The 18,271-nt window shown below is 66.5% G+C and carries 18 protein-coding genes and 2 riboswitches; of the genes, 10 read left to right on the top strand and 8 right to left on the bottom strand.

The features are described 5' to 3' along the window. Positions 1 to 69: 69 nt before the first annotated feature. On the top strand, positions 70 to 1,629 hold the full coding sequence (locus tag RTI28_RS23485; protein WP_316922677.1) for a methyl-accepting chemotaxis protein: 1,560 nt from the start codon (positions 70 to 72) through the stop codon (positions 1,627 to 1,629). A gap of 330 nt (positions 1,630 to 1,959) precedes the next feature. On the opposite strand, the gene RTI28_RS23480 is transcribed toward RTI28_RS23485, so the two are convergent. Further along, positions 1,960 to 2,400 carry a GNAT family N-acetyltransferase gene (locus RTI28_RS23480; RefSeq protein ID WP_316922676.1) on the bottom strand — a complete coding sequence of 147 codons (441 nt, stop codon included), beginning with the start codon at positions 2,398 to 2,400 and terminating at the stop codon, positions 1,960 to 1,962. A 118-nt stretch (positions 2,401 to 2,518) separates the two neighbouring features. Between RTI28_RS23480 and thpR the strand changes: the two genes are divergently transcribed. Beyond that, positions 2,519 to 3,076 carry an RNA 2',3'-cyclic phosphodiesterase gene (gene thpR / locus RTI28_RS23475; RefSeq protein WP_316922675.1) on the top strand — a complete coding sequence of 186 codons (558 nt, stop codon included), beginning with the start codon at positions 2,519 to 2,521 and terminating at the stop codon, positions 3,074 to 3,076. Positions 3,077 to 3,154: 78 nt separating this feature from the next. Next, the gene (locus tag RTI28_RS23470) at positions 3,155 to 4,162 is read left to right on the top strand and encodes a hypothetical protein (RefSeq protein ID WP_410479034.1); all 1,008 of its coding nucleotides are present in this window, start codon (positions 3,155 to 3,157) and stop codon (positions 4,160 to 4,162) included. A 159-nt stretch (positions 4,163 to 4,321) separates the two neighbouring features. Here the strand turns inward: RTI28_RS23470 and RTI28_RS23465 are convergent, their stop codons facing one another. Continuing rightward, positions 4,322 to 5,134, bottom strand: a complete 813-nt coding sequence (locus RTI28_RS23465) for a type 1 glutamine amidotransferase (RefSeq protein WP_316922674.1) — start codon at positions 5,132 to 5,134, stop codon at positions 4,322 to 4,324. A 364-nt stretch (positions 5,135 to 5,498) separates the two neighbouring features. Here RTI28_RS23465 and hpaR point away from each other — a divergent pair, with 364 nt between their 5' ends. Continuing rightward, entirely contained in the window at positions 5,499 to 5,921 is a 423-nt protein-coding gene (hpaR, locus tag RTI28_RS23460; protein ID WP_042129985.1) for a homoprotocatechuate degradation operon regulator HpaR, read from the top strand. A 171-nt stretch (positions 5,922 to 6,092) separates the two neighbouring features. Further along, positions 6,093 to 6,389, top strand: coding sequence for a hypothetical protein (locus tag RTI28_RS23455; protein ID WP_316922673.1), 297 nt, complete (start codon positions 6,093 to 6,095; stop codon positions 6,387 to 6,389). 239 nt (positions 6,390 to 6,628) lie between these two features. Here the strand turns inward: RTI28_RS23455 and RTI28_RS23450 are convergent, their stop codons facing one another. The 5 genes from RTI28_RS23450 to RTI28_RS23430 form a co-directional block, all read right to left on the bottom strand. Further along, the gene (locus RTI28_RS23450; protein WP_316922672.1) at positions 6,629 to 6,874 is read right to left on the bottom strand and encodes a DUF1272 domain-containing protein; all 246 of its coding nucleotides are present in this window, start codon (positions 6,872 to 6,874) and stop codon (positions 6,629 to 6,631) included. 68 nt (positions 6,875 to 6,942) lie between these two features. Continuing rightward, on the bottom strand, positions 6,943 to 7,689 hold the full coding sequence (gene cobM / locus RTI28_RS23445; RefSeq protein WP_316922671.1) for a precorrin-4 C(11)-methyltransferase: 747 nt from the start codon (positions 7,687 to 7,689) through the stop codon (positions 6,943 to 6,945). 29 nt (positions 7,690 to 7,718) lie between these two features. Beyond that, positions 7,719 to 8,144 carry a cobalamin biosynthesis protein gene (locus RTI28_RS23440; protein WP_316922670.1) on the bottom strand — a complete coding sequence of 142 codons (426 nt, stop codon included), beginning with the start codon at positions 8,142 to 8,144 and terminating at the stop codon, positions 7,719 to 7,721. Further along, positions 8,144 to 8,842 (bottom strand): CbtA family protein, encoded by a 699-nt coding sequence (locus RTI28_RS23435; RefSeq protein WP_316922669.1) that lies wholly within the window; start codon positions 8,840 to 8,842, stop codon positions 8,144 to 8,146. The genes RTI28_RS23440 and RTI28_RS23435 overlap by 1 nt, the downstream gene beginning before the upstream one ends. 11 nt (positions 8,843 to 8,853) lie before the next feature. After that, positions 8,854 to 9,042, bottom strand: a complete 189-nt coding sequence (locus tag RTI28_RS23430; RefSeq protein ID WP_316922668.1) for a CbtB domain-containing protein — start codon at positions 9,040 to 9,042, stop codon at positions 8,854 to 8,856. A 97-nt stretch (positions 9,043 to 9,139) separates the two neighbouring features. Next, a riboswitch (cobalamin riboswitch) is annotated at positions 9,140 to 9,369 on the bottom strand. Between the two features lie 56 nt (positions 9,370 to 9,425). After that, a riboswitch (cobalamin riboswitch) is annotated at positions 9,426 to 9,638 on the top strand. Positions 9,639 to 9,732: 94 nt separating this feature from the next. On the opposite strand from RTI28_RS23430, the gene cobW reads away from it, so the two are divergent. Genes cobW through RTI28_RS23410 form a run of 4 tightly spaced genes read left to right on the top strand, consistent with a single transcriptional unit; the run spans position 9,733 to position 16,236 of the window. Continuing rightward, a complete protein-coding gene (gene cobW, locus RTI28_RS23425; RefSeq protein WP_316922667.1) occupies positions 9,733 to 10,803 on the top strand; it encodes a cobalamin biosynthesis protein CobW in 1,071 nt (356 codons plus the stop codon). 3 nt (positions 10,804 to 10,806) lie between these two features. Continuing rightward, on the top strand, positions 10,807 to 14,568 hold the full coding sequence (gene cobN, locus RTI28_RS23420) for a cobaltochelatase subunit CobN (RefSeq protein ID WP_316922666.1): 3,762 nt from the start codon (positions 10,807 to 10,809) through the stop codon (positions 14,566 to 14,568). A 1-nt stretch (position 14,569) separates the two neighbouring features. After that, positions 14,570 to 15,577, top strand: a complete 1,008-nt coding sequence (locus RTI28_RS23415) for an ATP-binding protein (protein WP_316922665.1) — start codon at positions 14,570 to 14,572, stop codon at positions 15,575 to 15,577. Next, a complete protein-coding gene (locus RTI28_RS23410) occupies positions 15,502 to 16,236 on the top strand; it encodes a vWA domain-containing protein (RefSeq protein WP_316922664.1) in 735 nt (244 codons plus the stop codon). The genes RTI28_RS23415 and RTI28_RS23410 overlap by 76 nt, the downstream gene beginning before the upstream one ends. Positions 16,237 to 16,336: 100 nt before the next feature. Here the strand turns inward: RTI28_RS23410 and RTI28_RS23405 are convergent, their stop codons facing one another. Beyond that, entirely contained in the window at positions 16,337 to 16,603 is a 267-nt protein-coding gene (locus tag RTI28_RS23405; protein WP_042130007.1) for a hypothetical protein, read from the bottom strand. A 323-nt stretch (positions 16,604 to 16,926) separates the two neighbouring features. On the opposite strand from RTI28_RS23405, the gene RTI28_RS23400 reads away from it, so the two are divergent. After that, complete coding sequence (locus RTI28_RS23400; RefSeq protein WP_316922663.1) at positions 16,927 to 18,252, top strand: sigma-54 dependent transcriptional regulator; 1,326 nt, start codon at positions 16,927 to 16,929, stop codon at positions 18,250 to 18,252. Positions 18,253 to 18,271: the final 19 nt, after the last annotated feature.

Below are 18,271 nucleotides of genomic sequence, written 5' to 3'. Positions count from 1 at the left end.
TGTTCAGGGACGTGCCGGTCACCGTTACCTGCGGACCGGCGAGGGTGAATTCACAGGTTGGAGAAAGGTATGTCACAGGCATTCACGCTGAAGAACCTCAGCGTTACCCGCAAACTGGGCCTCGGCTTTGGCCTGCTGTTGGTGTTCGCCCTGCTGCTGTCGCTGCTCGGCGGCTTCGGGCTGCAGAACAGCAGTGCATCGCTGGCGCGCATCAGTTTCATCAGTGGCCTGTTCGACGAGATCGTCTTCACCCGCGAGGCCAACTACAACCTCGCCCTGAGCAGCGATGCCAGTCACCAGGCGCTGCACCGGGAGCATCACGAAAAACTCAAGCAAGGCTTCGACCAGTTGGTCCTGGATGCCCGCGAGGGGCGCTGGCCGGCCCAGGACCTGGTGGCCGCGGAGAAGCTCCAGAGCGGCCTCGAGGCCTACGGCAAGGCGCGCGACCAGGCCCGCTCGGTGGCCGAGCTGACCGCCGCCAACCAGTTGCTCTCGCAGTTGCAGGACGGCGCCAACGCGCTGTACTACGCCGAGGAGGCGCGTGCTTCGGCACAGGTGAAGAGCATGCACATGCTGCTGGCGGCGATCACCCTGGTGGCGATCGTCTGCGGCATCATCGTTGCCCTGTTGATCAGCCGGCAGATCGTCTACCCGCTGCGCCAGGCGGTGAAAGCCGCGCAGCGTATCGCCAATGGCGACCTGACCGTGGATATCCCCTCGGCGCGCGGCGATGAGCTGGGCGTGCTGCTGCGTGCGCTGGACACCATGAACAGCAGCCTGCGCGAAGTGATTTCGCAGATCGGCTGCGGCTCGCAGCAACTGGCGGCCTCGGCCTCGCAACTGGCGGCGATCACCAGCACCACCCGCGAAGGCATCGACAGCCAGCGCAACGAGACCGACATGGTGGCCACGGCGATGAACGAAATCGCCGCCACCGTGCAGGAAGTCGCACGCAACTCCGAGGAAGCCGCCAGCGCCGCCAAGGGCGCCGATCATGAAGTGACCAGCGTGCTGGCCCTGTCGCAGCAGGCGATCCGGCAGATCGAAGCGATGGCCAGTGGCGTGGGTATCTCCGCCGAGTCCCTGGGCCGTCTGCAGCAGGAATGCGGGCGCATCGGGGCGATTCTCGATGTGATCAAGGCGGTGGCCGAGCAGACCAACCTGCTGGCGCTCAATGCCGCCATCGAGGCGGCCCGTGCCGGCGAGGCGGGGCGCGGCTTTGCCGTGGTCGCCGACGAGGTGCGCAACCTGGCCCAGCGCACCCAGGCGTCGTCCAGCGAGATCGAGCAACTGATCATCACGCTGCAGCAGATCGCCAACGAAAGCACCGGGATGATGCAGACCAACCTGGAGCAGACCAATGCCTCGGTCAATGGCGTGCGCGACACCGGCATGGCGCTGGAGCACATCACCCGCCAGGTCTCGAATATCCAGCAGATGAGCGAGCTGATCGCCACCGCCGCGGAAGAGCAGGCGGCGGTGACCGAGGAAATCAACCAGAGCGTGACCCGGGTGCGCGAGACCGCCGAGGAATCGGCCACCGCCAGCGCGGAAATTTCCGCCGCCAGTACCGAGCTGAGCCACCTGAGCAACCAGTTGCATGTGATGGTGGGGCACTTCCGCTTCTGAATCTGATCCGTATTTTTCAGTGCTTTCTGACGCTGTTATGCAAACAGCTGCTTATCGACAATAGGCCCCATGCAGACGGCCCCAGGACGGAGCGGGCGCTCCCGGTCCGGGCTGTCTGACCGGCTGATCACCTGGGTGGTGATCGCCGTGGTCATCGGTAAGTGGAGGCTGTGATGGGCAAGATGGCGATTTTTCTGTTCGGGTTTCTGGTGCTGGCGATCGTGATTGGCGCGCTGGGGACGATTTCACCGGTGTGAGGGTGCGCTGCCCTTGTCGGGCCCAGTGACTCCGTGAGGCAAGTGCCTGCAGAGTCCTGGGCAATTTCGCGTTTCAGCGCTGCTTCTCGAAGCGCACATCCCGTGCGTCCACCCGCGCCACCTGGTGCCAGCCCAGGCGCTGGTAGAAACCGTTGGCGCGCACCTGCGGGTTGCCGTCGGTGACCAGCCAGATCCGTTCGTGGCGCTGGAACAGACAGGCCTCGGCCAGGGCCAGCAAGGCCCGGCCAATGCCCAATCCCTCGAACTCCGGGCGGATGAACAGGGCGAATACCTCACCAATCTCGCTATCGACCATGGCAAAGCCGGCGGCCGCGCCGTCGACCTCGGCAATCCAGGCGCAGGGCTCTGCTGCAAGAATCGACACCAGCGCTTCGGGGGTGATGCCCAGTTCGGCCATCTGCTCGCGGGACAGATGGTTCTGCACGACGCTGGTGCGGATCGCGAACAGGGTTTCGACATCCGCCGGTGTGGCGGCACGTAGTTCCAGGCTCATGGGGACTCCTTTCTTCAGGCGAGGACAGGGACGAGGATAAACGTCGCGGATCGCAACGTCTTGTTTCAGGTCACAGGTCAATGCACGCTTGCCCATGACCACGAAGGGGGGAATGCCCATGAGCAGCAACGAAGCCGGCCCGAACGAACCGTTCAAGCGCCTGTTCTTCGCCTTGCCCTGCACGCCGCAGCAGGGCCGGGCGCTGTCCCGCTGGCGCGGCGAGTTGCGGCTGCGCAGCGGGCGGCCGGTGGCGACCGAGAATTTCCACCTGACCCTGATGTTCCTTGGCTCGGTGGGGGTGACGCAGTTGCCCGCGATCCTTGAAGCCGCCGCGCGTTTGCGGCCGCTGGAGCGCCTGGAACCGCTGGTGCTCGATCGCCTGGAAGTGTGGCGCCGAAGCCAGGCCCTGGTGCTTACCGCGGAGCACGCGCCGGCGGCGTTGCTGCGCTGGGTCTACGGCTTGCAGGAGGCGATGTCGCCCCTGGGTTTCCTGGTCGACCCGCGGGAGTTTCGTCCGCACCTGACCCTGATGCGCGATTTTCGCGATGGCGTGCCGGAAACGGCGCAGGCGCCGGGGTTTCACTGGAACGCGCGCGAGTTCGTGCTCTACGAATCCTCCAGGGGCCGCTATCCAGCCCTGGGGCAATGGCCGCTGGCTGATATCGCCAGAAGTTAGATCGGCGCCGGGTGGCGCTTCCTATACTCGGGGAAGGTCCCTCGTTGCTGGCGGGGTGCGGTCGTGGTCCGGCCTCTGTTGAATCTCGCGTTGTTGCTGGCACTGCTGGTGGTGGCCGCCTGCAGTTCGTCCCCGCGTGTGGCGGAAATCCCGCCGGTGGTGCTGTCGCCCGCGGCCTGGCAGCAGGTCGATCGCGAGATCGTCATGGCGTCTCGTGGCGCCGCCGGTTCCGCCGGCGATTATGCCCGGCGCTCGATGCGTGTGTGGCGCGAGGAAGTGCAGAAGCACACCGAGGCGAATTTCATTCCCTGGTTCACCGGCTACTGGACTCAGCAATGGCTGACCCTCAAGGTGGCCTGGTACAAGATGAGCCAGGACCGCGAGCATGCGCAGGGCGACAACCGCCTGGCCCTGTACCTGCAGGAGGCCTACCGCGAGCGGGTGCTGGAGCCGGTGGCCGAGCAGATCAACCCCGACCTGATCCGCGAGCGCGCCACCGAACTCTATGTGCAGTTGCTCGGCCAGCAACTGGCGGGGATACAGCAGCGCTATCGCCCGGCCCCCGATCAGTTCGCCCTGCATCTGCAGCGCATTCCCGCCATCGCCCTGGGCCCGCCGGCGGCGCGGGACGCCAGCCTGCGGCAACTGCTGGCGGCGCGGCCGTTGATAAAGTTGCCGGCGTGGCTGGCCCTGGACGAGAACATTCGCCGGGCTGCCGCGGCCAACGCTTCGGCAGCGGACAACGGCCTGTCCTCGGTGGCGAGCAAGGCCAGCACCCGTCTCGAGGCGACCCTGGCCCCCCGTGGCGCACTCAGCGCGGTGGCGGCGGCGGTGGGCAAGGCGGCGGGGATGGCGATCTCCCTGGCCTCGGCCGGGATTGGCGCCATGATGCACGAGAGCGATCGGCCGGAGATGGTCGAGCAACTGCGGGTGATCCTCAACGTGGCGTTGAACGAGGAGTGGCAGAACCTGATGGAGAACCATGCCACCGGGGTGATGGCCGGGGTCTGGTCGTTGTCGGGGCAGATCGAGGGGAATCTGATGGAGCCGGCGCAGATGGAGCCCCGGATGGACGCGATTCCGTAGTCGGTCATGTTGAAGTGAATTCTCGAATGATTTTTATCGTTAAAAATCAATCTGATACAGATGAATATGAAAGTATTTTAAGAAATAAAAAGGCCGTATCGAGGCTTGCTTCGATACGGCCGTTTATTTCTTTTAAATCAATGTTTCACGATTTAATTCTCAAGCAATGCTTTGAGTCTTGCTCTGCTGCTTCTTGCCCGCCTGGGCGCGGCAGGCTTCGCCAAAGGCTTCGAACATCCGCACCGAATCCGGGTTCTGCGCCGCCTGCCACTCCGGGTGCCACTGCACGGCGAAGAGGAAGGGCGACAGGCTCGGGGCGTGGATCGCCTCGACCAGGCCGTCTTCGGCATGGGCCAGTGGTTCGACGCCGTCGCCGAGGGTTTTCAGGCCTTGGCCATGCAGCGAGTTGACGCGGATCTCGTCGCTCTGCAGCAGGTCGCGCAGCCAACTGCCCGGTTTCAGGCGCACGCTGTGCGAAGGGGCGTACTGCACGTCCACCGGATCTTCCGGGTTTTCCCGATGGTCGTTGAAACCGGGTTCGGCGTAGACCTTCTGGTAGATGTCGCCACCCAGCGCCACGTTGATTTCCTGCATGCCGCGGCAGATGCCGAAGATCGGCAGGCCACGGGCGATCGCCAGTTGCACCAGCGGCAGGTCGAACAGGTCGCGGTCGCGGTCCTGGGCTTTGCCGGGGGTCTGGTTTTCCTGGCCGTAGAGGGCAGGGTCGATGTTGCTCCCGGCACCGGTGAGGTAAACGCCGTCAGCCATGTCCAGGTACTGTTCGAGGTCTTCGATGCCACAGCAGGTCGGCACCAGGACCGGGACGCAGCCGGCGTGTTCCACCAGCGGCACGATGTACTTGTGGGTCATCACCTGATAGTCGTGACCCTTGCGCTCTTGAGCGCCCATGGTCATCAGGACCACGGGTTTGCGGGATTTCTGATTCTTATTGCCAATGTTGCTGTTGGGCATATGTCACCTTGGGACAGGCGCAGCCTGTCATTGTTGTGCAGGCGCACCGGTGCGGACCTGGTACTGCCTGAGGTTTCGAGCACTGCCGGGTTGCACGCGAACGTCGATTCCCGGTCGAAACCTGCCCATAGCTTGCCAGAGCCGTTAAATATATCAAGCGGAATAAGCTGTTTGTGTCCGTATTTTTTAACGTTAAACCTTGGATTTATCGTTTAACTGGCTGATTTACCAAGCAGAAATGTGATTTTTACCTGGCGCTTCAGTTCAATATATTTGACGATCGGGAAACCATGCCCATGATGGCCCTTGCGACACGAAAGCCCCGCTCTTAAGCTGCGCAATCACCGTCGACAACAGCCTGATCATGCCCATTCCAAGACCTTCCCTGACCCTGACCCTGTTGCAAGCCCGCGAGGCCACCATGGCCTTCTTCCGTCCCTCCCTCAACGAACACGGCCTGACCGAACAGCAGTGGCGGGTGATTCGCATCCTGCGCCAGCAGGGCGAGCTGGAAAGCCATCAGCTCGCCGAGCAGGCGTGCATCCTCAAGCCCAGCATGACCGGCGTGCTCAGCCGCCTGGAGCGCGATGGCCTGGTGCGTCGCAAGAAGTCCTCGCAGGACCAGCGGCGGGTCTTCGTCGGCCTCACCGAGCAGGGCCAGCAGTGCTTCGTCGACATGAGCGAGGACATGGAGCGCAACTACCAGCGCATCCTCGAACAGTTCGGCGACGAGAAACTGCAGGCGCTGCTGGGCTTGCTCAACGAGTTGAAGAACGTCAGGCCCTGAGCCGTGGCACGTCATTCGCGTAACTGAAAAGTCCTACATATACTGTCGGATATCCGCAACAGCTTGCCGTCGTTGGTCGGACCACGACGTCTCCAATGCCCGGTGGTAGTGCCGTATCCGTAGTAGCCCGCACGCGAGTCGTCATTTCAGGCGCTACAGAGGGCATTTGCGATGGATATCATCAGTCTGGCCGTGCAGGTCATCAGTGGTGTGGTAGGCGGCAATGCGGCAGGTATGACCAAGCACGGCCTCGGGCCGCTGCTCAATTCCATTCTTGGCGGTGTGGGCGGTGTGGTGGTGGGGCAGATCCTGGCCACGCTCACCGGCGATCAATCCCTGGCTCAGGCCGGGGCCGAGGGTTCCCTGGATCTTCCAGCGATCATCAGCAGCGTGATCGGCGGCGGCGCCGGCGGCGCGGTGCTGACCTGGGTGGCGGGGTTCATCAAGAGCAAGATGCAGGCGCATTGAATCTCGGGATTCGGGATGGTGGGCATGGATGCCCTGTACAGGATGAGTCGTGCGCCGCGCCACTTGTGGGATTGGTGTAGGAGCGGATTGATCCGCGATCGGCGGCGCAGCCGTCGTAAATCCTGAATCCTGGGTTCTTCTGACACCCCCCAATACAGGTTTTATGGCCGCTTCGCGCCCAATCGCGGATAAATCCGCTCCCACGCCGGCCCCGCTGGATCAATAAGGAACGCCGGAGCTCAATGCACCGGACAGCCCTCGGCCTTCACCGTGCGCTGGGTCGTCGCCGGGTTCTTCGCCAGTTTCTCGCCCACCCGCGTCGGGCGTGGCTGCAGTTCACCGCCGCAGTTCGGGCATTGGCCCTTGAGGGTGTGTTCGGCGCAGTTGCGGCAGTAGGTGCATTCGAATGAACAGATCATCGCGTCGCGGCTGTCGCCGGGCAGTGGCGTGGCACAGCATTCGCAACAGGGGCGAAGTTCCAGCATCGGGGCGGTCCTTTCAAGGGTGGTCGTCGCGCTAATGTGCAGGCGCCCCAAGGGCAATGCAATATGTTTCAGGGGCGGTACAGGTGCGCATGCCCTGCGCGATAGAGCGCCGACTCGCTGAACGTATCGCTGGCCAGCACCCGTCCCACGAGGATCAGCGCGGTGCGCCGGAAACCCTTGGCCGCGCTCAGTTCGACGATATCGTCCAGTGTGCCCAGCACCCAGTCCTGGTCCGGCCAGGTGGCGCGGTGGACCACGGCGATGGGGCAGTCGCCACCGTAATGCGGGCGCAGTTCCTCGACGATTCTGGCCAGGTGACGCACGCCGAGGTGAATCGCCAGGGTGGTCTTGTGGCTGGCCAGGCTGGCCAGCGCTTCACCTTCCGGCATCGGCGAGGTGTCGGCGAAGCGGGTGAGAATCACGCTCTGGGCGATGTCCGGCAGGGTCAGTTCGCAGCCCAGCAGGGCGGCGCTGGCCGCGGTGGCGGTGACCCCGGGGACGATCTCGTAGGGAATGCCCAGCTCGCGCAGATGGCGGATCTGCTCGCCGATGGCGCCATACAGGCTCGGGTCGCCACTGTGCACGCGGGCCACGTTGTGGCCTTGCGCGTGGGCCGTGCGGATCGCCTCGATGATCTGCTCCAGGTGCAGTTCGGCACTGTTGATCACGCTGGCGGCGCTGTGCCCTTCGAGCACCGCGGCGGGCACCAGGGAACCCGCGTAGATGATCACCGGGCACTGGCGGATCAGGCGCTGGCCCTTGACGGTGATCAGCTCCGGATCGCCGGGGCCGGCACCGATGAAATAGACGGTCATTGCGCAGTCTCTGAACGGAAGGCGGCGGATTATCCGCCAGAAGCGGGTATCCAGGCCAATGCCAGGGTCATGTCGCCCTGCACGTGACGTTCGACCCGCAGTTGCGCCGGGGCGCCGCCAAGTTGCTCGGCCAGGGCCAGGGCAGTGCTTTCCGCGACGCCATAGCAGCCGCTGTGGCGAAAGGCCGTGGCCGAACGATGGCTCAGGCGCGGGGTGAATGCGGCGAGGTGCGCGGCGCTGTAGAAGTGCAGGGGCAGGACAAGCTCTTCGGCCAATTGCAGCAGGCCGGGCTCGCCGCGCTTGAGATCGATGCTGGCCAGTCCGGCCAGTGCGGCGCGCGGCAGGTCATGGGCCTGCAGCACGTCGCGCAGCAGACCGGCCAGGTCACTGGCCGGGATGCCACGGCGACAGCCCAGCCCGGCGTACAGCGGGATGACGCCGGGCGGGAAGGGCATCAGGCCGCCTGACGCCGGTACAGCCAGGCGCTGAGCAGGCCCAGGGCCAGCCAGAAGCCGGCATTGGTCAGCAGCGAGGCGATGATGAACTGCGTTTCCAGGGCTTCCGGCGCCAGGCTTTCGTGGACTTCCGGCTGCGGCGCGCCGATCACGTGGGGGATCACCAGCAGCACCAGGCCTGCGGCTTTCAGGACCCAGTTGCCGGCGAAGGCGATCAGCGCCAGGCCCACCGCGGTGGCCGCGGCGGTACCGACCCACCAGAACTGGCGCTGGGCCAGGTCGGCGGCGGCGGTGCCCGGCAGCTCCGGTGGCAGGCCGAGGTTCGGCGCCAGGCAGAACACGGCGAAGCCGCCCAGGCCCCAGAGGGCGCCGGCGCCAATGCTGGCGGGGGTGCGCAGGGTGTACATGGCGACCAGCAGCAGAGCGAAGCCGACCGCGACCACCAGGTTGCCGCCGGTGGTGGACAGCACGCGCTGCCAGCCATCTTCCGGCGACCAGGCTTCTTCGTCATGGTGATGACCGTCGGCAGCCGCGGCGGCGTCGGCGTGCTGGTGTTCCTGGGCGGCGGCCGGCGCCGCGTTCTCGTAGGTCTCCGCCTGGAGAATCAGCGGTGCGACCCAGAAGCTCTGCAGCAGGGTCAGCAGCAGGGCGGCGAGCAGGCCGGTGAAACCGGCGGTGCGGGCGATGCGAGTGAACATGCGGTCGGGCCTCAGTGGCAAGGGAAAGCGGCGCTGTGGCGGGTATCGTGGGCGGCGTTGTGGACCGCTTCGATGTGCGAGAACCCGGCGAAATAGACCAGGCACAGGCCCAGCACCGAGGCGCTGACGGCGGCGACGATGCGCTGGCTGAGGGTCGTCGGTGTGGCGACGGCGTGACGGGCGGTGGTGGAGACGGGCATGGCGCTTTCCTCTGGGTGTTGTCGGCAACAGGCAAGCGCGCGAAACCCCTGCGCGGAGTCGCCCAGGGGGTGCAACAGCGCCCGCCCACCGCGGGTTGTGTCAAAGTCTGCGTTGGGCCGGTCTCCGGGCTGGCGAGGGCGGAAGCGGACTTCAGCCGGGGAGCGTCACCTTCCCATGCCGTACGGCTGGCACAGTGGTCAAGACGCTTTTCTCGCTTACCGTTGCGGGGGCAGCACCGGCCTTGTCGACACCCTGTGGAGGCTGCGACGCACCGGTTTCCCGTTTCACCTTGTAATAAAAAAGGCACCCAAACGAATCGCGTTAGGAAATCACGCGCGTTGACATCCGTCAATACAGCGGTTGACCGGCTCCGGAGCACTGCGTAGCCTTGCCGCTTCGAGGTTCTCCGGCGCTGGCCGGAGCTAAGACGGGAACGCGGTGCGCTTTGCCAAAGGCCATTCCGCGGCTGCCCCCGCAACTGTAAGTGCTGATCCATCGACCATTGCCACTGCCGACAACCGAGGCGGGAAGGCGTCGAAGCCGCCCTTCGGGCACAGCGCGAGCCAGGAGACCTGCCTCGGACAGTTTCCACATACAACCGGGCGGGGTGATCCGGTGGCGAACGCGCCCGGGTGTCAGGCACCCGGCTCCCGTCCCGCATGCCCGCCATCCTGCCAAGGGCATCCGACATGAAAACACTGGCCAAACTCCCCGTCACCATCGTCACCGGCTTTCTCGGCTCGGGCAAAACCACGCTGCTGCGGCACATGCTGGACAACGCCAATGGCCGGCGCATCGCGGTGATCGTCAACGAATTCGGCGAGCTGGGCATCGACGGCGAGATCCTCAAGCAATGCAGCATCGGCTGCACCGAGGAAGAGGCCAACGGCCGCGTCTACGAACTGGCCAACGGCTGCCTGTGCTGCACCGTGCAGGAAGAGTTCTTCCCGGTGATGCGCGAGCTGGTGGCGCGCCGTGGCGACCTCGACCAGATCCTCATCGAAACCAGCGGCCTGGCCTTGCCGAAACCGCTGGTGCAGGCCTTCCAGTGGCCGGAAATCCGCAACGCCTGCACCGTCGACGCGGTGATTACCGTGGTCGACAGCCCGGCCGTGGCCGCCGGCACCTTCGCCGCCTTCCCCGAGCAGGTGGACGCCCAGCGCAAGCTGGACCCGAACCTGGACCACGAATCGCCACTGCATGAGCTGTTCGCCGACCAGTTGGCCAGCGCCGACCTGGTGGTCCTCAACAAGGCCGACCTGATCGCCCCTGAAGCCCTGGCCGCGGTGCGCGCCGAAGTGCAGGAAGAACTGCCGCCGGCGGTGAAGGTGATCGAGGCCAGCAAGGGCGTGCTGCCGCTGGAAGTGCTGCTGGGCCTGGGGGCCGAGGCGGAAGCGCATATCGATGGCCGGCGCACCCACCACGATTCGCACCATGACGGCGACGACGATCACGACGACCATGATCACGACGCCTTCGACTCCATCTCCCTCGACCTGCCCGAAGCCGACGAAAGCCTGCTGCTCGATGCCCTGACCCAACTGGTGGCCGACACCGGCATCCTGCGCATCAAGGGCTTCGCGGCGATCCCCGGCAAGCCGATGCGCCTGTTGATCCAGGGCGTGGGCAGCCGTTTCGACAAGCACTTCGATCGTGCCTGGCGCAGTGACGAAGCGCGCATCACCCGCCTGGTGCTGATCGGCCAGGAACTCGATGCCGCGGCCCTGGAAGCCCGTCTGCGCGCGGCCCTGGGCGCCTGATCCATGCACCTGCTGCGGACCCAGCCCGGCGGCTTCGTGCCGGACGACAGCATTGCCGACCTCGGCCAGACCCCGGCCGAGTTGGTGATCCTCTGCAGCGGCGACTCGCACCTGGCGCTGCTGGCGGAAACCGCCCGCGACCTGCCGCCCGACTACCCCAGCCTGCGCCTGGCCAACCCGATGCAGGTGCAGAACCATGCGTCGGTGGACCTGTATGTCGATGAGGTGCTGCGCCATGCCAAGGTGATCCTGGTGTCGCTGCACGGCGGCATCGGTTACTGGCGCTATGGCGTCGAGCAACTGGTGGAGCTGGCTGCCCGTGGCGTGCAGCTGATCCTGGTCCCGGGCGATGACCGTCCGGACCCGGAACTGACCCGCCTGGGCAGCGTCACCGACGCAACGGCCGAGCGTCTCTGGCACTTCCTGCGCCAGGGGGGCAAGGCCAACGCCCTGAACCTGTTCAACTGCCTGGCCAGTCTCTGGCTGGGGCGCGATTATCCCTGGGACGAGCCACGGCAACTGCCGCGTACCAGCCTGTATCACCCGCGCCAGGCCGAGGCCGAACTGGCCCACTGGCGCGCCGACTGGCAGCCCGCGCAAGCGGTGGTGCCGGTGCTGTTCTACCGCTCGCACCTGCAGGCAGCGAATACCGCGTTCATCGATGTGTTCTGCGAGCGCCTGGCCGGCGCCGGGCTCAATCCGTTGCCGATCGCCGTCGCCAGCCTCAAGGAGGCCGGCTGCCTGGCCCAGGTCGAGGACTGGCTGGACGAAACCGACGCGGCGCTGATCATCAACACCACCGGCTTCGCCCAGTCCAGCCCCGAGCAACCTCATCTGCGCCCGTTCCGCCGCGACATCCCGGTGCTGCAGGCGATCTGCGCGCAAGACAACGAGCCCGGCTGGCAGGCCAGCGAGCAGGGCCTCGGGGCCCGTGACCTGGCCATGCACATCGCCTTGCCGGAACTGGACGGGCGCATCATCACCCGGCCGATCAGCTTCAAGGACCTGGCCTGGCGCAGCGAGCGCAGCCAGTCCGACGTGGTCTGCTACCGGCCGCAGGTCGAGCGCATGGACTTCGTCGCCGAGCTGGCGCGGCGCTGGTGCGAACTGGCGCGCCTGCCCAATGCGCAGAAGCGCGTGGCCCTGGTGCTGGCCAACTACCCGACCCGCGATGGCCGCATCGGCAATGGCGTCGGTCTCGACACCCCGGCGGCGGCGCTGAATATCCTGCGTGCCTTGCGCGAGCAGGGTTACCCCGTGGCCGAGCTGCCGGACAGCGGCACACAACTGATCCACGACCTGCTCGGTGGCGTCAGCAACGATCTCGACAGCCTCGACCAGCGCCCCTGCGCGCAGAGCATGGCGCTGGACGACTACCTGGCGGCCTTTGCGCGCCTGCCCGAAGCCAACCAGCGGGCGGTGCGCGAGCGCTGGGGCGAGCCGCAGCAGGACCCGATGTTCCGCGGCGGGCGGATGATGGTCGCCGGCCTGCGCCTGGGCCTGACCTTCGTCGGCATCCAGCCGGCGCGGGGTTACCAGCTGGACCAGAGCGCGGTGTACCACGACCCCGACCTGGTCCCGCCCCACGGCTACCTGGCTTTCTATTTCTGGCTGCGCCATGGCCTGGCCGCCGACGCGCTGATCCATGTCGGCAAGCACGGCAACCTCGAATGGCTGCCGGGCAAGGGCGTCGGCCTGTCGGCGCAGTGCTGGCCGGATGCGCTGCTCGGGCCGCTGCCGAACATCTACCCGTTCATCGTCAACGACCCGGGCGAGGGCGCCCAGGCCAAGCGCCGCACCCAGGCGGTGATCATCGACCACCTGATGCCGCCGCTGACCCGCGCCGAAACCTATGGCCCGCTGCGCAACCTGGAGCGCCTGGCCGACGAGTACTACGAAGCGCAACTGCTCGACCCGCGGCGCGCCGTGGAGTTGCAGAAGGAGATCCTGCAACTGGTGCGCGACCACCATATCGACCGCGAACTGCAGCTGGAGGGTGCGCTGGATGACGCCGGGGTCTGGCTGCCGCGCCTGGATACCTACCTGTGCGACCTCAAGGAATCGCAGATCCGCGACGGCCTGCATGTGTTCGGCGAGTCGCCGGGCGGACGCCTGCGCATCGACACCCTGGCCGCCTTGCTGCGCGTCGCCCGGGGCGATGGCCGGGGCGCCAACGCCAGCCTGCCGCGTGCGCTGGCCCGGGCCCTGGGGCTGGGCTTCGACCCGCTCGACTGCGAGCTCGGCGAGCCGTGGCCGGGACCGCGTCCCCAGCGCCTGGCCGACCTCGACTGCGGCCCCTGGCGTACCGCCGGTGATACCCGCGAACGCCTGGAAATCCTCGCGGCGCACCTGATCGAGCAGACCCTGGCAGGCAGCCTGGACCTGCCAGGGGACGGGCAGTGGGCTGAGGTGCAGGCCGTGCTCGATGCCCTGCGCGAGCGGGTGGCGCCGCAACTGGATGGCTGCGGCGCCGCGGAAATGCACGGCGTGCTTGCCGCCCTCGACGGCCGCTTCGTTCCCGCCGGCCCGAGCGGCGCGCCGAGTCGCGGGCGCCTGGACGTCCTGCCCACCGGGCGCAACTTCTATACCGTCGATGTGCGCAACCTGCCGACCGCCACCGCCTGGCGCCTGGGTTTCGCCTCGGCCAACCTGATTCTCGAACGTCACCTGCAGGACCACGGCGACCACCTGCGCCAGCTCGGCCTGTCGGTCTGGGGCACGGCGACCATGCGCACTGGTGGCGACGACATCGCCCAGGCCATGGCCCTGATGGGCGTGCGCCCGGTGTGGGCGGCGGGCAGCCATCGGGTCGACGATTTCGAGATACTGCCCCTGAGCCTGCTGGACCGACCGCGGGTGGACGTGACCCTGCGTGTCTCGGGCTTCTTCCGCGACGCCTTCGGCAACCTGATCAAGCTGTTCGACGCCGCTGTGCAGGCGGTGGCGGCGCTGGACGAGCCGGACGAACTCAACCCGCTGGCCGCGCGGGTGCGCAGCGAGCAGGCCGAGCTGCTGGCCAGCGGCCTGGACGCCGAGCAGGCGCGGCGCCAGGCCGGCTGGCGGGTCTTCGGTGCCAAGCCCGGTGCCTACGGTGCCGGGGTGCAGAACGCCATCGACGGGCGCCTCTGGCACAGCCGCGAGGACCTCGCCGAGGTCTACCTGAACCACGGTGGCTACGCCTACGGCGGTGCCGACGAGGGTACCGAGGCGCGCGGTCATTTCGCCCGGCGCCTGAGCCAGGTCCAGGCGGTTCTGCAGAACCAGGACAACCACGAGCACGACCTGCTCGACTCCAACGACTACTACCAGTTCCAGGGCGGCATGCTTGCCGCCGTGGAAAGCCTCGGTGGCGCCAAGGTGGCCAGCTACCACGGTGACCACAGCCAGCCGGAGCGCCCGCGCATTCGCACCCTGAAGGAAGAGCTGAACCGGGTGATCCGCGCCCGCGCGCTCAATCCCAAGTGGATCGACGGGGTCAAGCGCCATGGCTACAAGGGCGCCTTCGAGCTGGCGGCGACGGTGGACAACCTGTTCGCCTTCGACGCCACCACGCACCTGATCGACGACTATCACTACCAGGCGCTGGCCGATGCCTATGTGCTCGACGCCGCGACCCGCGAATTCATCCGCCAGCACAACCCCGAGGCGCTGCGGGATATCACCGAGCGCCTGCTCGAGGCCCAGCAGCGTGGCCTCTGGCAGGAGCCCGGCGAGTACCGCGAGGCCCTCGAAGAACAGTTGCTGGACGGCGAGGAAGACAGCTGAAATGACTGAACCCGTGCATTTTCCCCTGGCCGCGGTGGTCGGCGCCGAGGAGCTGAAACTGGCCCTGTGCCTGACCGCCATCGACCCGAAGATCGGCGGCGTGCTGATCGAGGGCCCGCGCGGCATGGCCAAGAGCACCCTGGCCCGCGGCCTGGCCGACCTGCTCGGCGAGGGGCCGTTCGTCACCCTGCCGCTGGGGGCCACCGAGGAGCGCCTGGTCGGCACCCTCGACCTGGATGCCGCGCTGGGCCAGGGCCGCGCGCAGTTTTCCCCCGGGGTGCTGGCCAAGGCCGACGGCGGCGTGCTCTACGTCGATGAAGTCAACCTGCTGGCGGACCACCTGGTCGACCTGCTGCTGGATGTCGCCGCCAGCGGTACCAACCGTATCGAGCGCGATGGCCTGTCGCACCGGCACAGCGCGCGTTTCGTGCTGATCGGCACGATGAACCCGGAGGAGGGCGAACTGCGTCCGCAACTGCTCGATCGCTTCGGCTTCAACGTCGCCCTGCATGGCCAGCCCGAGCCGCTGGCGCGTGGACAGATCCTGCGCCGCCGTCTGGCCTTCGACAGCGATCCGGCGGTGTTTTGCGCTGAATGGGCGGCGGCCCAGGGGCAATTGCGCCAGCGTTGCCAGGAGGCGCGTCAGCGCCTGGCGGCGATCGAGCTGGACGACCGTTCGCTGGAGCTGATCACCGCGCGTTGCTTCGACGCCGGGGTCGATGGCCTGCGCGCCGACCTGGTCTGGTGGCGTGGCGCCCGCGCCCATGCGGCCTGGCGCGGCGGTGTGGCGATCGAGGACGTGGATATCGAGGCGGTGGCGGAGTTCGCCCTGCGTCATCGGCGCCAGGCGCGCGACCCCGCCGCCACGCCGCCCGCGCCCGTTGCGCCGCCCGTTGGCGGGCAGGCCGAAGCCCGGCAGGCGCAAGCCGGGCAATGGGGCGAGATGCCGGCGCAACCGGTGGCGGCAGGGGCCCGGCGCGAGGTACCGGCCTGGCCAAAAAAGCCCTGAGCATCCGCGCCCGCGCCAGCGCGGATGCCAGGCCCAAGGCCGGCGGGCTGCTGCGCGGCCCGCGCGGTCGTGGGCGTGCGGCGGCACAGGGCAAGGTCGATTGGCCGGCGACCCTGCTTGGCGGGCGTCCGCGGCTGCGTGGCGATCTGCGCTGGAAGCAGCGCAGCGCCGAGTCTCCCGAACTGTGGCTGGTGATCGTCGACGCTTCGGCCTCGACCCGCCGGCATCAGGCCTTGAGCCGGGCCAAGGGGGTGTTGGCGACGCTCTTCGACCAGGCCTATCGCACCCGCGCTCGCCTGGCCCTGCTCACCGCCAGCGGCGAGGCGCCGCACTGGCAGCGCCATGGCCTGAAAGCCTCGGCGGCCTTGCAGCCGTGGCTGGCGCAGTTGGGGGCAGGGGGCGGCACGCCGTTGCTGGCGGCCGTGGAGCAGGCGCGACAGTGGCTGTCACGACGCCAGCGGCAAATGCCCGGTGAGCGCCAGCGCTGCCTGCTGTTCACCGACGGACGACTGCGCCTGGACGGGGCATTGCAAGCCTTGCCCTGTGACACCTTGCTGATCGACATGGAGCGTGCGCCGATTCGTCTGGGACGCGCCCGCCAGCTTGCCGAGGCGCTGCGGGCCGATTATCGGCATATCGACGAATTGCCACTGGAATAACGGCGGTGAAGTGTCGCAGCGACAATTGAATACAACATTGCGACTAATAAAAAAGTGCACCCGAGGGTGCACTTTTCAATTGCGGGCGCGGCGCCGGAAGTTATCGAGGCATGGACCAGGGTTGCAGGTCATAGCCTTTCTGCCGCAGTTCGGCGCGGACTTCCTCGATCAGGTGGGCCCATTGCGCCGGGTCGGAATAAGTGCTGCTCGATACTTGCTTGCTGCCAATGCGGGTGCTGGTCCGGTCGATCACAGCCAGGCTCAGCTCGCCAGTGCCGTTCGGCGCATCCCAGGCAACGCACTGGAAGGGTTCGAAGGCGTGGTCGGCAATCAGCAGGGCTTCGTTGACACGCAGCGGAGCGTTCATGGGGGCGGTCTCTCTAGTGGTCCCAAACAGCGAAAGAAAGTTGCCGGGCGTCAAACGCGGCGGCAGGTTACTTGTACTGATGTCCGAAGTAACCGGGTAAGTCACACCGGTCGGAAAATTTTTTATGCAGACGTCGAACATTCTCTTTTTCCTGGCGCTTGTGACGTTGAATTAACAGGAAAATTCCATGAAGCAAATGTAATGAAAGTTTTCAGCGGACAGACGGTACTGGGGCTATTGGCGTTCGTTGCTAATGTTACGAAAAGGTCTGCCAACATGCTGTTTCCACTCGATTTTCCATTAATTGACGTCAAGGAAAGATCATGCTCGAGCCCGCTCCGAACCGCCGCTTGCTGGTCGTCGATCCCTGTGACGACTGTCATCGTCTCCTCCCCGGTTTGCGCAGCGTCGGCTGGGATGTGCACAGCTGTACCCTGGGCGGTGCCCTGGAGCATGCCTGCGATGTCGGCCTGCTGCGTTTGCAGGCGGCGCACCTGCAGCGTCCGGAGGCGGTGAAAGACCTGATCAGCCGCAGCGGCGCCGAGTGGATCGCGGTGCTCAGCCCGCAGGAACTGCGCTCGCAGAAGGTCGGCGATTTCGTCTGCGAGTGGTTTTTCGACTTCCACACCTTGCCGTTCGACGTGTCGCGGGTGCAGGTCACCCTCGGCCGCGCCTTCGGCATGGCGCGCCTGCGCGGCAAGGGCGCGACCCAGGCCGAGGAGCCGGAGCACGAACTGCTCGGCGAGAGCCGGCCGATCCGCGAGTTGCGCAAGCTGTTGAGCAAACTGGCGCCCACCGAGTCGCCGGTGCTGATTCGTGGCGAGAGCGGGACCGGCAAGGAACTGGTGGCGCGCACCCTGCATCGCCAGTCATCACGGCACGACAAGCCGTTCGTGGCGATCAACTGCGGGGCGATTCCCGAACACCTGATCCAGTCCGAGCTGTTCGGCCATGAGAAGGGGGCGTTCACCGGTGCTCACCAGCGCAAGGTGGGGCGCATCGAGGCGGCCAACGGCGGCACGCTGTTTCTCGACGAGATCGGCGATCTTCCCCTGGAGTTGCAGGCCAATCTCCTGCGTTTTCTTCAGGAAAAACATATTGAACGGGTCGGTGGCAGCCAGCCGATCGCGGTGGACGTGCGGGTCCTGGCGGCCACCCACGTCGACCTGGAAAGCGCCATTCTCACCGGCCGCTTCCGCGAGGACCTGTATTACCGGCTCAATGTCCTGCAGGTGGTGACCGCGCCGCTGCGCGACCGGCATGGCGACCTGTCGATGCTCGCCAGTCATTTTTCCCGCTTCTACAGCCTGGAGACCGGGCGGCGGCCACGCACCTTCAGCGAGGAAGCCCTGAGTGCCATGGGCCGGCATGATTGGCCGGGCAATGTGCGCGAGCTGGCCAACCGGGTGCGCCGCGGCCTGGTGCTGGCCGAAGGCCGGCAGATCGAGGCGCAGGACCTGGGGCTGCATGAGCAGCACAACCCGGTGGCGCCCATGGGCACCCTGGAAGACTACAAGCACCAGGCCGAGCGCCAGGCGTTGTGCGATGTGCTCAACCGGCACAGCGACAACCTGAGCATCGCGGCGAAGGTCCTGGGGGTGTCGCGGCCGACCTTCTACCGGCTGCTGCACAAGCATCAGATTCGCTGACGGGTGGGAGCGATAGAAA

This window comes from Pseudomonas sp. zfem002, assembly GCF_032621685.1.
In the GTDB taxonomy this organism is placed as follows: Bacteria; Pseudomonadota; Gammaproteobacteria; order Pseudomonadales; family Pseudomonadaceae; genus Aquipseudomonas; species Aquipseudomonas japonica.
Note: the sequence above shows the minus strand (reverse complement) of the source record. Positions and strands in the feature narration are given on the sequence as shown.

Excerpts from the sequence above, each read along its gene's own strand:
- RTI28_RS23485 (WP_316922677.1), top strand. The coding sequence starts at position 70 with ATGTCACAGGCATTCACGCTGAAGAACCTCAGCGTTACCCGCAAACTG.
- RTI28_RS23480 (WP_316922676.1), bottom strand. The coding sequence starts at position 2,400 with ATGAGCCTGGAACTACGTGCCGCCACACCGGCGGATGTCGAAACCCTG.
- thpR (WP_316922675.1), top strand. The coding sequence starts at position 2,519 with ATGAGCAGCAACGAAGCCGGCCCGAACGAACCGTTCAAGCGCCTGTTC.
- RTI28_RS23465 (WP_316922674.1), bottom strand. The coding sequence starts at position 5,134 with ATGCCCAACAGCAACATTGGCAATAAGAATCAGAAATCCCGCAAACCC.
- hpaR (WP_042129985.1), top strand. The coding sequence starts at position 5,499 with ATGCCCATTCCAAGACCTTCCCTGACCCTGACCCTGTTGCAAGCCCGC.
- RTI28_RS23455 (WP_316922673.1), top strand. The coding sequence starts at position 6,093 with ATGGATATCATCAGTCTGGCCGTGCAGGTCATCAGTGGTGTGGTAGGC.
- RTI28_RS23450 (WP_316922672.1), bottom strand. The coding sequence starts at position 6,874 with ATGCTGGAACTTCGCCCCTGTTGCGAATGCTGTGCCACGCCACTGCCC.
- cobM (WP_316922671.1), bottom strand. The coding sequence starts at position 7,689 with ATGACCGTCTATTTCATCGGTGCCGGCCCCGGCGATCCGGAGCTGATC.
- RTI28_RS23440 (WP_316922670.1), bottom strand. The coding sequence starts at position 8,144 with ATGCCCTTCCCGCCCGGCGTCATCCCGCTGTACGCCGGGCTGGGCTGT.
- RTI28_RS23435 (WP_316922669.1), bottom strand. The coding sequence starts at position 8,842 with ATGTTCACTCGCATCGCCCGCACCGCCGGTTTCACCGGCCTGCTCGCC.
- RTI28_RS23430 (WP_316922668.1), bottom strand. The coding sequence starts at position 9,042 with ATGCCCGTCTCCACCACCGCCCGTCACGCCGTCGCCACACCGACGACC.
- cobW (WP_316922667.1), top strand. The coding sequence starts at position 9,733 with ATGAAAACACTGGCCAAACTCCCCGTCACCATCGTCACCGGCTTTCTC.
- cobN (WP_316922666.1), top strand. The coding sequence starts at position 10,807 with ATGCACCTGCTGCGGACCCAGCCCGGCGGCTTCGTGCCGGACGACAGC.
- RTI28_RS23415 (WP_316922665.1), top strand. The coding sequence starts at position 14,570 with ATGACTGAACCCGTGCATTTTCCCCTGGCCGCGGTGGTCGGCGCCGAG.
- RTI28_RS23410 (WP_316922664.1), top strand. The coding sequence starts at position 15,502 with ATGGGGCGAGATGCCGGCGCAACCGGTGGCGGCAGGGGCCCGGCGCGA.
- RTI28_RS23405 (WP_042130007.1), bottom strand. The coding sequence starts at position 16,603 with ATGAACGCTCCGCTGCGTGTCAACGAAGCCCTGCTGATTGCCGACCAC.
- RTI28_RS23400 (WP_316922663.1), top strand. The coding sequence starts at position 16,927 with ATGCTCGAGCCCGCTCCGAACCGCCGCTTGCTGGTCGTCGATCCCTGT.